Consider the following 13,724-nt stretch of genomic DNA (forward strand, 5'->3'; position numbering starts at 1 on the left):
CTGTATATGCGAGCGGGCAACTTTTACGACCGGAGCAAGCTCAGAATGTAGTAGGCCGTATCCACTGCCACCTTCAATTGAGCAGCCTTGTGTGGGTCAGGTTCGCCGCCACGGGCAACCCTGCTCAACTCTGCCTCGCGTTCTTCCAGCGCCCTGGCCCATGCAGTTAAAGCACTGTGCTCGTCGATAGGAGTCTGCGGGTCCATACTTAGAGATTGTGGAGCTGAGGGCATTGATGCCGGTCCGGGTAGTAATCAAGCTGCAAGCGCCAGAGCCGACTCAAGGGGGTGGCGAGGCCTGCAGGGGTATTTCGGCACCCGTGACGTCAACCATCACGCCAATGGTGCGCTCGTCGTGCTCAATGGTCATACCCATGAATTTTTCGCCAGCCTGCGCTCTTTGGCCTTTTTTGGCGTCTGGGTGGCCCGTACTAGCCTTGTAGCGATAGTCGCAAAGCTCTTGGTGCTGAGCTGGCGTCAACAGGACCTTTTGCGGGTACTTTCCGGCGTGCGCTTTCCAATGTGCCGACAGCGCGGAGGTAAGTTGAAAGTAGAGCGGGGAAGACATGGCCGAATTGTCGCAGTGGTGGGGCCGCAAGTGCAGCGGGAAGTTGACGCCCCTTGGCACCAGCGCAGCTCAGAAAGTGGGGCTCACCCAAGAGGCTGAAAGTCCGAAGTCGGCTGTTGTTCCTGCCACTGCCCACGATGAATCTGCCGTTTGGCAGTAGCCATCGCTGTGACGTTGGCCTCTTCTTGGGTGTCGTGCTCCAGTGGCCATCCCAGGGCAATCACTGGCGGGCCGTCCTTTGCTTGGAGACGTGCCACTGATTTCCACTTTCCATTGTCCCTCTGTCGGGAGATAGGAGTGATTGACACCCCCATGAAGCATTCGACCATCGCCCACCCCTTTCGGTGCAGAAGGATACTCGCTCCCGATTGGTTGCGTTCAGCCTCTTCGCGATTTCAGAGTGATCGGCGCGCCTTGCTCAATCCACCCGCTCGCAAGTGCGAGCTAATAGCCAGTAAGCCAGTTCAGCCCACCCGAAGCATCTTGCTTGCAGGCATAGAAACAGAATACGACGAGTACGACGGCTGCAGCGCCGGCATGAAAGCTCTGAAGTATGAATTGCAGGGCATGGAGGTCAAGACGGCCTCTCGCAAGCAGTTGTGGCGTTTTTCGGTAGCTGCTGGACAGTGAGGCCGAATTGGGTGGACAGTTGGAACGGCAGAATCCGGACACACAGTTCGTCTCTGATGGTCACGTCCAGATCGCTGATGTGAGCATGTGTTCATGCTTTGCCGACGCCGTATTGGGTAATAGGGGGCGCTGGTGCGACCAGCTAGCCTTCCGCATTCGGACGAGTCCTATGACCGCCTTCGGACCCACAGCTGCCAGTCGGGCAGTGAAAGTCGACGACCGCTTCAGGCGAATTGCTGCCGCTCAACCGGCAGTCGGTGAACGATTGCTGCGATCAAGAGAAGACCTTGAAGACGCCTTCGGATGCTTCACTTACCTTCAACAACTCACTCAGCAGGCGCAGTCCCCGTAAACGATGGCGTCCAGAATTCGCGTAGTTTTGTATTGCGAGCAAAGCGCTCGTCCAGCGACGTTGCAATGCCGTCATAACAAACACTTTTTGGCTTATCCAAAAGTAAATGCATATGCCAGCGCGCCTTCGTCCAAGAACTCAATCTCAAAGACGCTTTCTTTAGAACCCGCTTCATGGCGCACCAGTTGGTAAAGCCGGTGGGCGCTTATGGTGCCCAGGCCTTGCGCGTCGGTATCAAAGCCGTGGTCGCTGCCGGGCGGCTTTCCGTCGATTTTCACCCGAAAGCGCACTGGCGCACCGCCTTCAGATCCCAATACCAAGTGGAGGTCGCGGGCATGAAAACGGCGCAGTAGCCGCCCATTAGGTGTGTTTAGTACCACGCGCTCTTGCTGTGCAGTCCAAACGCCGTTCAGCGCCCACTCCTCGCGCCGCAGCTCTTCAGGCGCCGCATAGGAGTTGCGGCGATCTTTCTCCAAGCGTCCCGCAAAACCGTCTGCCCGCGCATAGCCGAGGTAGGTTTCGCCCGACAGCACCCTTGCTGCACCCGTCGCCGCCTGAGTACCCAGGCCACTGGGTGCTACCGAGCTACCTTGCGCTGTTGCCTGTCCGCTTTCGGCCAGCAGCTTTTGCAAGAGGCGTTCGGCGGCCTCGTATTGCCCTTCGCCGAACTGCCGGTGGCGTACTTGTCCTGTGGCATCAATGAAGTAGAACGCGGGCCACGCGCGATTGTCGAATGCACGCCAGATTGCGAAGTCGTTGTCCTGCGCAACCGCAAAGTCGATTTCCAGATCCATGACAGCACGGCGTACGTTGGCAGGGCTCTTCTCAAACGCAAATTCAGGCGAGTGGACCCCCACCACCACCAACCCCGCGTCGCGGTATTTTTCCGCCCATGCACGCACATACGGAAGCGTGCGCAGGCAGTTGATGCATGAGTATGTCCAGAAATCCACCAGCACGACCTTGCCGACGAGGCTTTGAGCGGTGAGCGGCTCGCTGTTGATCCAGCCGGTCGCCCCTGCCAGAGCGGGCAACGGGCCTTTTGGGGCCGCCGTTGGTGTTTGCACCTTCTGCACAAGGGCTGTCTCCAGGCCCATCGTGTTCTCCTGCGCCACCCTCGCCAATACACCGGTATCGATACCGAGCGCAATTGCCACCACCGATGCAAGCACCGCCGCGCCCCCTATGCGGCGCAGCACGGAACTTGCGCCTTGCGATGACCTGAGCCTGGCGACCAGGCGGCCACCGAACAGGAGAGCGGCCGCAAGGGCGGTGCAAGCGCCAGCGGCGTACGACAAGAGTAGCAGGGAGGTGGCGACACCGGGTCCATCCAATGCAGCGCGAGTCAGCACCAAGCCCAGGATGGGCCCCGCGCATGGAGCCCACAGCAGGCCCGTGCCCACGCCTATCAATACCGGCGACGCTCCACGCAGGCCTCGGTCGGTGAGGCGGTTGCCAAGCGCCACTGCTGGTGCTGCAACGGTCTGCGCCAACCGGGGAAGCAAGAGCCCTAGCCCAAACAGTGCAAACAGCGCAAGCGCCACAGCGCGCCCGTACTGGTTGGCGTGGACCGCCCACCCACCCGCAACCGCTGCGAGCGAGGCCACGACCGCGAACGTCACGGCCATGGCCAACAGCATGGGAAGTCCATTCGCGCGAAACGGGCGGTCCGCGTGCACGAAGACGAACGGAAGAACTGGCAATACGCAGGGGCCTAACACCGTTAGCACGCCACCGATGAAGGCAAGAATGGCCAACGTCATGGGAGTGCCCGGCCAAACCGGTCTCGCTTTTTTTGGGGGGTGGGGGTGCCAGTGGCGACGCACTGGCAATAGGTGGGCGCTCGCAGCTCATGTGCCAGGCCCCCGGCGAGAAACAGAAGGGCAAACCAAAGGCTTTTCATGGAGAGTAAATATGCGATTGCAGCCGTTGACACCACTACGCCCTTGAGCAAAAGGCAAGGACTGAAGCGATGATTTCAGTGGCCGTATCTGGTTGAAGTGGATGCAGTTGAACAACAAATGCAACGTCGCGGCGCACAGAGAAACATGGCGTGCTTGACCCGGCAGTGAGCACTGTGCAATGCAGTTTCCACGACCCAAGCGCTGAACACCAGTAAACGGTTGCAAATCGTTGTAGTCAAGTTTTTGGCACAGTCCAGACAGCTGCGTCTGGCTCGGCGATCAGCTGCCAACCGCGGCTTGAATGGTCTGATCGGCCGGGCAAGCTCCGACAGCGCAGCGGCACACTGCTGCCGAGGCAGCGCAGCGTGATGCACTGCTTTCCGACCAGGGATGGCGAGCATGTCCAGGCCGAACGGGTCCAGATCGATCTCGAACCCGCGACCGCCCCCCCGCCCGCATACCCTGACCTCGCACGAGACCTGCGCGAGGCCGCCAAATCCGAAGGCTGCGCACTTGCCGTAACGCTGCACGTACAACGTTTTATATGGCTTTACTCGCGTAAACGCCCCTGCGTTTAGACACTGGCATGGCCCAAGTCGGCGAGCGTCGCCGATACAGCACAACCCAACGCTGGAACCATTTAATGAACCATCAATTTACCGCCCGGGACGGGGCTCGCATTCACTACAAGGACTGGGGGAGCGGAGACCCGGTGGTCTTCTGCCACGGGTGGCCGCTCAACGCGGACAGCTGGGAGTCGCAGATGCTATTCCTGTCGAACAGGGGCTACCGGACGATTGCCCATGACCGCCGCGGACATGGTCGATCTAGCCAGACCTGGGATGGCAACGATATGGACACCTACGCCGATGACTTGGCGAGCTTGCTAGAAGTCCTTGATCTGCGCAATGTCGTCCTGGTGGGCTTCTCCACCGGCGGCGGCGAGGTAGTTCGCTACATCGGCCGCCACGGCACGCGGCGCGTTGCCAAGGTGGTGCTGGTGGGCGCGGTGCCGCCGCTAATGCTGCGCACCGAAAGCAACCCGGGTGGCGTACCGCTCGAGGTGTTCGACGGTTTGCGCAAGGGTGAGATCGACAACCGTGCACAGTTGTATCGGGACATCGCCTCGGGTCCCTTCTTCGGCTTCAACCGGCCAGGTGCCGTGCCTTCCCAGGCCTTGATCGATCGGTTCTGCGATCAGGGCTTGCAGGCCAGCCATCGCAGCACGCACGAGTGCATTGCGGCGTTCTCGGCCACCGATTTCAGCGCCGACTTGCAGCAGGTCACCGTACCGACGCTGTTGGTGCATGGAGACGACGACCAGATCGTCCCCATCGACAACTCTGCCCGGCTTGGTGTGAAAGCCCTGCGTTCCGCCACGCTGAAGGTCTACGAGGGCGCACCTCACGGCCTGACAGACACCCACAAGGAACGGCTGAATGCCGACCTGCTCGAGTTCATTTCGAACTGAAACCGCACAAAGGATCACCCCATGAAAAAACTCGCTTCCCTCATCGTCGCTGCCGGCCTGCTTGCCGGTCTCACCCAAGTCAGCACACAGGCTCAAACCATGAACAACGCCTCCACCAAACCCACCATCGTCCTTGTGCACGGCGCCTTCGCTGATTCGTCCAGCTGGAATGGCGTCATTAGCCAGCTCTCGAAGGGCGGTTATCCCGTGGTCGCGGCTGCGAATCCGCTGCGCAGCGTAGCCGGTGACGCGCGCTATGTTGCCAGCGTCGTCGACTCCATTCCCGGCCCGGTGGTGCTGGTTGGCCACTCGTACGGCGGGGCCGTCATCACCACTGCTGCGCTTGGCAAGCCCCAAGTCAAATCGCTGGTCTATGTGGCTGCCTTCGCGCCTGATCAGGGCGAGAGCGCAGGGCAACTGGCCGGCAAATTCCCAGGAGGCACGCTCGGCGCGGCCCTTGCAAAGCCCGTGCCCCTGCCCGCAGGCGGTGTTGATCTCTACATCGACCAGGGCAAGTTCTGGAAACAGTTCGCAGCGGACGTCGCCGAGCCTGAAGCCCGACTGATGGCTGCAGGCCAGCGTCCCATCGCAGAAGCGGCGCTCGTCGAAGCCAGCGGTGAACCGGCGTGGAAAAAATTTCCTTCCTACTTCATCTATGGCACGGCGGATCTGAACATCCCCGCTGCAGGGCTCGGTTTCATGGCGGAGCGCGCAGGCTCGCGTAAGACCGTTGTCGTGCCAGGCGCGTCGCACGTGGTGATGACTTCGCACCCGAAGGCGGTGGCCGATCTGATCGAAGCCGCTGCTGCCGCGCATTGATCTGTGCATGACACGAGGAGCGTACACATGAGCAAGAAGCTAACGACAGGGGCCGGCTGCCCGGTCGCTGATAATCAAAACGTCTTGACGGCAGGTCCGCGCGGTCCGCAGCTGTTGCAAGACGTCTGGTTCCTGGAAAAGCTGGCCCACTTCGACCGGGAGGTGATCCCCGAGCGGCGGATGCATGCCAAGGGCTCAGGCGCCTACGGCACCTTCACCGTCACCAAGGACATCACCCGGTTCACGCGAGCCAAGTTGTTTTCCCAGGTCGGCAAGCAAACCAGCCTCTTTGTACGCTTCTCCACGGTTGCTGGCGAGCGAGGCGCAGCAGACGCCGAGCGCGACATTCGCGGCTTCGCCATCAAGTTCTACACAGAGGAAGGGAACTGGGATCTGGTAGGCAACAACACGCCGGTGTTCTTCCTGCGCGACCCGCTGAAGTTCCCGGACCTCAACCACGCCGTCAAGCGCGACCCGCGAAGCAATTTGCGAAGTGCCAGGAACAACTGGGACTTCTGGACACGGCTGCCCGAGGCGCTGCACCAGATCACGGTGGTGATGAGCGATCGGGGCATTCCAGCCAGCTATCGTCACATGCATGGCTTTGGCAGCCACACCTTCAGTTTCATCAGCGCCAGGAACGAGCGCTTCTGGGTTAAGTTTCACTGGCTTTCGATGCAGGGCATTAGGACGCTGAGCGACGCCGAGGCGGAAATAGCCGTCGGCAAGAATCGAGAAACACACCAGGCCGACCTTCTCGAGAGCATCGACAAGGGCGACTTCCCGCGCTGGAAGTTCTGCGTGCAGATCATGCCCGAGGCCGACGCAAGCCAAGTGCCCTACAACCCCTTCGATCTAACCAAGGTCTGGCCTCATGCGGACTATCCGTTGATCGAGGTCGGCGTTCTCGAGCTAAATCGCAACCCGGAAAATTATTTCGCCGAGGTCGAACAAGCCGCATTCAATCCGGCCAACGTTGTGCCGGGCATCGGCTTCTCACCCGACAAGATGCTGCAAGGCCGCCTGTTCTCCTATGGCGACGCGCAGCGCTATCGGCTGGGCGTCAATCATCAGCATATCCCAGTGAATGCACCACGCTGTCCGGTGCACAGCTATCACCGCGACGGTGCCATGCGAACGGATGTCAATCATGGCGGCACGCTCGGCTACGAACCGAATGAGGCCACCGAGTGGGCGGAGCAGCCCGACTTCAGGGAACCGCCGCTGAGCCTCAACGGCGCGGCACAGCACTGGAATCACCGAGAAGACGCCGACTATTTCTCACAGCCCGGGGCGCTGTTCCGCTTGATGTCGCCAGAGCAGCAACAAGTGCTATTCGACAACACTGCGCGCTCGCTTGGCGGCGCGGGGCTGCATATTCAGTCGCGTCATATCGACCACTGTATCCAAGCCGATCCGGAATACGGCGCCGGCGTCGCCAGGGCGCTTGGACTGCGTTTCGACGCGGATGCGTTGCAGCGCCAGCACAACGTCGGATGAACATCATGAACACTCAAGCGCACATCACCGCTGCATTTGCGACCCTGTCTTGCCTTGGCTGGATCACCATGTTTGTCGCCAAGAAGACTGGAAGGCTCTGGCTAGGCAACTGTTTCGGCATCGTCTATCACATTGCACTGGCACCTGTCGTGCAAGCTCTTCCAGCGCCTGAATTCGTGAAAATGGCGGGCTACTTTTGGATCTTTGGTGACGCGTTGATAGACGTTGCGTCCATCAATGGGATGGCCGAGGACAACGTTTGGGCGCTTCGTATGGGTGTCCATGTCCCGGCGAGCATATGGATTATTGGGGCCTCGCTGGGGATGACGGCACTTCCGCTTGGCCTGGGCGTGGTACTCGGGGTACTGCTTGCGCTGCATGCCATTGCCGGACCCATGATCCCGGATGCGAAGTTCAAGCTGTTTATCTTCGTCTTGCCATGCATGGCCGCCTGGCTCGGCCTGATTGCGATCAACGCGTGAGTGTTTACAAATGAGGCGACTGACCACCGATAATTTCCACTATCCGATAACCTTGCATATGCCCTGACCCGCTCTCTGCTGGCGCATTTCGCCGAACATCCATGACTGACTACTGCATCCGATTCGGCGAACATGAGCTGAATCTCAAGACGCGCCAACTGCTGAGGTCGGGGCAGGAGATCACTCTCGGGGCTCGTGCATTCGATCTCTTGGTGGCCCTGGCGCAGCGTTCTGGTCGTGTCGTCTCCAAGCGCGAATTGATGAGTCTGGTTTGGCCGTCCACGGTGGTCGAAGAGGCCAATTTGCGTGTGAGCATGAGTGCCATTCGCAAGGAGCTTGGCCCCGAACTTATTACCACGATTCCGGGCCGTGGCTATCAGTTCACCGCACGCATCGAAGCTGATCTGACCATCAGCGCCAAGCCAGCCGATTCGCAGGGCGTCGCAACGACTACGCCAACTCAGGCAGCCACTTTCGTGCACTCACTAATCGGTCGCGATGCCTTGCTCGATCAGGTTCGTACCGGGCTCGAAACGGCTCGGCTGCTGACGCTGACGGGTCCTTCAGGCAGCGGCAAGACCAGCCTCGCAAGGGCAGTACTCATGACCGAGCCCCATTGCACCCGCACCGCGATGGCGGCGATTCATTGGGTCGATCTTGCCGCCTTGAGCGATGGCGAATTGCTTGCGGCAAGCATTGCGCAGGCCTCTGACGTGACGCTGGGCAACGGCGCAGGCCTGAAGGATCTCGTGGCCGCTCTGCGCGCATCGCAGGCCTTGCTGATTCTCGACAACGCCGAGCATCTTGTGGACGCGGTGGCTGCGATTGCCTACCAGCTGTTAGAGGGTTGCCCTCAGTTGCGCGTGCTCGTCACCAGCCAAGTCCGGCTGAAGCTGGCGGGCGAAATCGTGTTGCTGGTGCCGCCGCTCGATACAGCATGCGTGGGAACCGAGTTCGGCATCGCCCAGCATTGGCCCGCACAGGCCCTGTTTCTGCGCCATTGCCGGCAAGCGGGGCGACCGCTGGCCATTGATCAGCGAACCCTTGATCTGGTGGGCGACATTTGCCTTCGCCTCGACGGCGTTCCCTTGGCCATCGAGTTCGCGGCGGCAGCCGTCCCACTGCTGGGCTTGCAGGGGGTCGCAAGCTCGCTGGAACAGCGGCGGCTGGTGCTGAGCGCGGGCCGCCGCGATGCACCGAAGCGCCACAAGACCTTGCGGGCGGCGCTGGAGTGGAGCGTGTCCTTGCTCGGCCCATTCGAGCAACTCGTGTTTCGCCGTCTGGGGGTATTCGCCGGTGGTTGTTGCATGGCGCTGCTGGATCCAGTGGTCAACGTCGAAGGCGAGGATCCGTGGCGACTCATGGAGGCCATTTCCGAGCTGATCGATCGCTCGCTAGTGGTTCCCGAGGACGGCCTGTCGCCGCGTTACCGTTTGCTGGAAAGCTCGCGTGCCTTTGCGATCGAGCGTTTGAACGAGTGTGACGAGATCTCTGTTCTTCGCGCTCGCCATGCGAAAGCACTCGAACATATGTATGGGCAGGCGCGCGACTCCGCGCTGCACGGTGATTTGTGTGTCGACGCTGCGGTCGACCATCTTCAACCCGAGATTGGCAATGCCCGCGCCGCTTTTCAGTGGGCGCTGGAGCACGACAGCACATTGGCCCTGAGCCTGGCCGGCAGCTTGGCATTCCTGATGCGGCGAACTCGTGGTCTAGGCGAGGCTGCACGCTACCTGACTCAGATGGAGACTCTGGCGGAAATGGCCCCCACAGACGCCCTGCACGGCGGATGGGTTCGGGAGGCGATTCTCCACTGGACGTATACGGACAACCCACGAGCTCAGAGATGGATTGGCATCGCCGAGACCGCATATCGCCACGCGAACAACGCTCACGGACTTTTCGAGACACTGTCGCTGAAGGCCAACTGCATCGACCAGGCGCAGGGTGATTCCGCAGTCCTGGCCGAAGTGCTCGACGAAGTGCGCACTCTCGATGCCCCGACCTTGCCGAACCGTCTGCGCACCTTCGGTGCTACCGCAATTCTCCTTGCCGCTCAGCGGCTGGGGCGTGACGACGATCTGCGCTGGGTCGAGAACTGCGCCGCGGATTGCCCTCCGGGCGATGAGCATGGGCGAATGATTCTGGTATGCCGTCTGATGGGCATTCAACTTTCGCGAGGGCGGGCCATGGAGGCAGTCGACTTGGGCGAACCTCTCTATGCACGGCTTCGGGTTGGCAAGTACCGACATGCTCTGCTCCCGATCAGTCTGGTTCACGCTCATCTGCTCACCAACGACCTCGCCCGCGCAGCGGCTATCGCGAGCGACTGCTTCGAGTCGGACATGGGCAATGGCTTCATTTATGTATGGGGGGACGCCCTGGCTCACATGGCTTGTCACTCCGGCCAGTATCAACAAGCCGCACAGATGAATGGCTATGCGGACGGCTGTTACGCAGCCACTGGCGGCGCACGGGGAGAAGTCGAAAACCACTTTCGCGAAGTGTCACAGGCCTCGGCTCAGCAATTTTTGGGGCAGCAGGCTTACTATGCGGCCCGTGAAACGGGTGCGCGTTGGAGTCAGGACACCATGCGTACGGTCATCCTGCATTTGTTGCGAAGCCTGCGAGCGCAGAAGCAGGTGGTCGAGTTAGTCGAAGTGCGCCTTCAGGGCTGACGCATTTCCAGCGGTATGGTTGGCGAACGACATTTGGGCGGCTCCAAGTTCGTTGGGACGCGCAGCGGCCACTATGGCATCAACTTTGAATTCGTCGCTGTGAGAGCGATAGCGGCGACGGTCGCCTGAGGATTGGGGTTTGCTAGTGTGCACGTGTCCGCCAAGTCGTTAGTGGACCAAGCATCCTGGCCTCAGGCGCCGGATTCAAGATGAATTGGCCGGACATATACGATGTACCTTCGCACTGGTGGATGCGACAAAGCACCAGCTCGAAGGCGCCGGCGCGCTGCAAACGTTGATTCACCAGCAGCGCTTAGTACGCGCTGCTGAAGATGGCAGCATCCAGCATGCTGTAAACAGTTCAGCGTCCGGGCTCGTGCTGATGGTCCAGCTTCACTACCATTCGGTCGGAGCAATCGATGATCGGCAGACACGGCGTGCCTGTCGTCGCCAGCCGATCAAAATGGTTTGACCGAAGGACACACATGGCGCTGTAGCGCTGACCTCGCTACTGGAACTGCTTCCCACTGAAAGCGCACACCCAGGTTCTGGCGTGGTCCAGCGCCTCCTCTTCGGTGGCGAATGATTCGACAGGGGAGACGAACTCCGTCGTGCCGTCTGGCAGTTCCACGGAAGCGACTGACCATTTCGTTTGTCGAACAAGAAGCACCCAACAACTGTTGTACGCATCGCACCGAAGCCTGTGCTCAGTAGTGATGATTCTCATGCAATCGAAAATATCAGAAAGGGCGCGCCCTCGCTTGAACTGCTGCCAGATCGATATGATTTTCATTGCCATTTATTTCTTGACAACATTCTTGGAATCGGCCAGTCCATAGTGCTAGGATCTTACGTCTGATTCTCGGTAGTCTCTGCAGAAACAGCCTTTGGAAGGTCCATGTGCCAGAGGATGTTTTGGCCGCTTCAGTGAGGTCAGCATGACAAAACTCGCGCTATTTCGCCAACTAGGCCTGCGGACCCAACTCTCTTTGGTCTTCGCTGCTCTTGTCGTTGTCCTGACATTGGTTCTCTCGGCAGGGTTGGGCGGGATGCTTCGCTCTAGCGTGCAAAAGGACGCGAGCCAGGTGCTCCATACCGTGGCTGAAAATGCAAGTCGACAGCTGTCACAAGGCCTTTTTGAGCGTAGTCGCGTGGTACAGGTGCTTTCCAAAGCGAGAGGCATCTGGGAGAAGGGCCTTGACTCGCCAGAGGTACGCGAGCTTCTTGCCCGCAATCAGGCAATTGACCCCTACAGTTTGTGGATCGGAGTCGCTGACGCTGAAGGGCACGTGAAGGCCGCAACCCAGGGTTTGCTGGAAGGCAATAGCGTTCGAGAGCGTCCATGGTTCATCGCTGGCCTTGCTGACCTTCACGTTGGCGACGTGCACCCTGCAAAGCTGTTGGAGAAGCTTTTGCCGCCCAATGCGTCCGGCGAGCCTCATCGCTTCGTCGATTTTGCCGCTCCGATCGAACTGGGCGGCACGACCGTGGGGGTGCTCGGGATGCACGGCAGTTGGGAATGGACGAGAGATGTGTTGGAAAGTCTTGCGCCCACGGTCACCCAAGCTTCGTCGATTGAATTGTTCGTTTTCGACCGCTCAGGTGCGCTGATCTACTCACCTCCGGCGTACAGAAGTGAACTGGAACGTGGAAAGCAACGACTGCCTGTACCGCCGTCTTTCACAGATGGCTTGAAGAAGCCAGCAGCGGTGTCATCGTGGGTCGATGGGAAGAGCTACCTCACCTCGTCGGTACCTTTGCAGCCGCGAAACCAAGCGAGTGATCTTGGATGGAATATTGTTGCCAGGCAACCTGTGGACATAGCCTTTGCAGATGCCAATAGGGCCGTCAATGCCACGCTTTTTTTCGGCGCGTTCGCGGCGTTGGCTGCAATTGTGCTGGCATGGTTTGCTGCACGACGCCTTAGCGAAGACATCAAAACTCTGTGTGAAGCAGCGAGCGAGGTGGAAGCCGGAAAGCTTGGCGCGATGATCCCGCTTGTCGACCGAAATCGCGATGTGAAGCAGCTGTCATTTGCTTTGCGAGGGATGACAGCGCGACTGCTCACGGCCAACACAGAAATGGAAAAGCAGGTCCTCGTTCGGACTGCTGAGCTGGAAGCGGCAAACCGGGCGTTGGACCTCCAGGCGCGTACAGATGCGCTGACAGGCTTGTTGAATAGACGCGGGTTTACTACGCAGATCGAGTTTGCAGTGGCCCTGGCGACGCGAAGTGGACGGCCGTTGAGCCTCGTATCGGTGGACGTGGACTATTTCAAAAAAGTGAACGACACGTTTGGTCATGACGCGGGCGACGAAGTGCTGCGACGATTGGCTCAGGTACTCGAGCAGCGCGTAAGGGCCTGCGACATCATTGGCCGGCTAGGCGGTGAGGAATTCGCAGTTATCTTGCCTGACACTGACAGCGTTGGCGCGCAAACTCTCGCCCAAGCGATCGTTGACAGTGTCGCGGCACAAGAGATGCCACTCGTTGGGCGAATAACCGTAAGTGCGGGAGTGGCGAGCTTTCGCGCGCCGCAGGATTCCTCCAGGGCGCTTTTGCGCAGAAGCGACGCCGCGCTCTATGAGGCCAAGGCACAAGGCCGCAATCAGGTGTGCGTGGAGGCCGTAGCGTGATAGGCGCATAAGAATTCCGGGACGGATAGGGTTGGCGTCAAACATCTATGGAGAGCAAATGCCATTAGATTAGATCTCGGACGAAGTGTTGCCTTTGACGATCAGCGACTCGCAGGAGATCGATAAGTTGCGTGTGTTGGCTGCTGCGCAGATGATCGAAGTGTAAGCATCCGGCTATCCCATCTTGACCGTAAGAGTCTGGAGAACTCCACGTACCCCCAATGCCGGGTGGATGCGCGCGCGTGAGATTCGGTACGATGTCGATGAACTGACACTTACGTTGAACCATGCTCAAGAAGCCCTTGACCCACAAGTCCATCCTCAAAGCGTTCTCCTCACTGGCGGTGAACCAAGAGGCTATACAAATTGATTCTGATGGATCAGAGGCAGCTGTGGATGGCGAGTGGTCACAGGCGGAGTTGGCTCAAGCCTTCAAGCACCTAGGCTTTACCTCATTGAACGGCGGCTATGCGTTTGTCAATGAGAGTGAGACGGTTGGTATCGCGCTTCAAGGTGTAAGTATCGATCCCTCAGTCAATCGATTCCGCACCTTCAGCTTTGAAATTCAAGTGCGCTCACTTCTTCAAGCTCGCAGAAAATCTAGTGAAACGAATGTTCGGCTCATTTAACGTAAGCGCACAGCCATACTGTCTTGAAATGGGTGCTCTTTAGTCCGAGCGATTTC

At 59.5% G+C, this 13,724-nt stretch carries 10 protein-coding genes; 8 read left to right on the forward strand and 2 right to left on the reverse strand.

Annotated elements, in window-relative coordinates:
• Nucleotides 1-279: 279 nt before the first annotated feature.
• A complete protein-coding gene (locus AC07PF_RS01580; protein ID WP_494610635.1) occupies nt 280-567 on the reverse strand; it encodes a hypothetical protein in 288 nt (95 codons plus the stop codon).
• A gap of 312 nt (nt 568-879) precedes the next feature.
• Between AC07PF_RS01580 and AC07PF_RS01585 the strand changes: the two genes are divergently transcribed.
• Complete coding sequence (locus tag AC07PF_RS01585) at nt 880-1,197, forward strand: hypothetical protein (RefSeq protein WP_494610636.1); 318 nt, start codon at nt 880-882, stop codon at nt 1,195-1,197.
• A gap of 444 nt (nt 1,198-1,641) precedes the next feature.
• Here the strand turns inward: AC07PF_RS01585 and AC07PF_RS01590 are convergent, their stop codons facing one another.
• Entirely contained in the window at nt 1,642-3,312 is a 1,671-nt protein-coding gene (locus AC07PF_RS01590; protein WP_494610637.1) for a cytochrome c biogenesis protein DipZ, read from the reverse strand.
• A 784-nt stretch (nt 3,313-4,096) separates the two neighbouring features.
• On the opposite strand from AC07PF_RS01590, the gene AC07PF_RS01595 reads away from it, so the two are divergent.
• From AC07PF_RS01595 to AC07PF_RS01625, 7 genes are all read left to right on the forward strand, one after another.
• A complete protein-coding gene (locus AC07PF_RS01595; RefSeq protein ID WP_494610638.1) occupies nt 4,097-4,924 on the forward strand; it encodes an alpha/beta fold hydrolase in 828 nt (275 codons plus the stop codon).
• A gap of 21 nt (nt 4,925-4,945) precedes the next feature.
• Complete coding sequence (locus AC07PF_RS01600; RefSeq protein WP_494610639.1) at nt 4,946-5,743, forward strand: alpha/beta fold hydrolase; 798 nt, start codon at nt 4,946-4,948, stop codon at nt 5,741-5,743.
• A 27-nt stretch (nt 5,744-5,770) separates the two neighbouring features.
• Nucleotides 5,771-7,243 carry a catalase gene (locus AC07PF_RS01605; protein ID WP_494610640.1) on the forward strand — a complete coding sequence of 491 codons (1,473 nt, stop codon included), beginning with the start codon at nt 5,771-5,773 and terminating at the stop codon, nt 7,241-7,243.
• Entirely contained in the window at nt 7,240-7,725 is a 486-nt protein-coding gene (locus tag AC07PF_RS01610; RefSeq protein WP_494610641.1) for a hypothetical protein, read from the forward strand. Before AC07PF_RS01605 ends, AC07PF_RS01610 begins: the two co-directional genes overlap by 4 nt.
• A gap of 101 nt (nt 7,726-7,826) precedes the next feature.
• On the forward strand, nt 7,827-10,403 hold the full coding sequence (locus tag AC07PF_RS01615; protein ID WP_494610642.1) for an ATP-binding protein: 2,577 nt from the start codon (nt 7,827-7,829) through the stop codon (nt 10,401-10,403).
• A 938-nt stretch (nt 10,404-11,341) separates the two neighbouring features.
• Nucleotides 11,342-13,039 (forward strand): sensor domain-containing diguanylate cyclase, encoded by a 1,698-nt coding sequence (locus tag AC07PF_RS01620; RefSeq protein WP_494610643.1) that lies wholly within the window; start codon nt 11,342-11,344, stop codon nt 13,037-13,039.
• Between the two features lie 287 nt (nt 13,040-13,326).
• Nucleotides 13,327-13,668 carry a hypothetical protein gene (locus AC07PF_RS01625; RefSeq protein WP_494610644.1) on the forward strand — a complete coding sequence of 114 codons (342 nt, stop codon included), beginning with the start codon at nt 13,327-13,329 and terminating at the stop codon, nt 13,666-13,668.
• Nucleotides 13,669-13,724 lie beyond the last annotated feature (56 nt).

The sequence above is a fragment of the Acidovorax sp. GW821-FHT10A04 genome (assembly GCF_059415825.1).

Coding starts and splice junctions, on each gene's coding strand:
- AC07PF_RS01600 (WP_494610639.1), top strand. CDS start 4,946: ATGAAAAAACTCGCTTCCCTCATCGTCGCTGCCGGCCTGCTTGCCGGT.
- AC07PF_RS01625 (WP_494610644.1), top strand. CDS start 13,327: ATGCTCAAGAAGCCCTTGACCCACAAGTCCATCCTCAAAGCGTTCTCC.
- AC07PF_RS01590 (WP_494610637.1), bottom strand. CDS start 3,312: ATGACGTTGGCCATTCTTGCCTTCATCGGTGGCGTGCTAACGGTGTTA.
- AC07PF_RS01595 (WP_494610638.1), top strand. CDS start 4,097: ATGAACCATCAATTTACCGCCCGGGACGGGGCTCGCATTCACTACAAG.
- AC07PF_RS01605 (WP_494610640.1), top strand. CDS start 5,771: ATGAGCAAGAAGCTAACGACAGGGGCCGGCTGCCCGGTCGCTGATAAT.
- AC07PF_RS01620 (WP_494610643.1), top strand. CDS start 11,342: ATGACAAAACTCGCGCTATTTCGCCAACTAGGCCTGCGGACCCAACTC.
- AC07PF_RS01610 (WP_494610641.1), top strand. CDS start 7,240: ATGAACATCATGAACACTCAAGCGCACATCACCGCTGCATTTGCGACC.
- AC07PF_RS01580 (WP_494610635.1), bottom strand. CDS start 567: ATGTCTTCCCCGCTCTACTTTCAACTTACCTCCGCGCTGTCGGCACAT.
- AC07PF_RS01615 (WP_494610642.1), top strand. CDS start 7,827: ATGACTGACTACTGCATCCGATTCGGCGAACATGAGCTGAATCTCAAG.
- AC07PF_RS01585 (WP_494610636.1), top strand. CDS start 880: ATGAAGCATTCGACCATCGCCCACCCCTTTCGGTGCAGAAGGATACTC.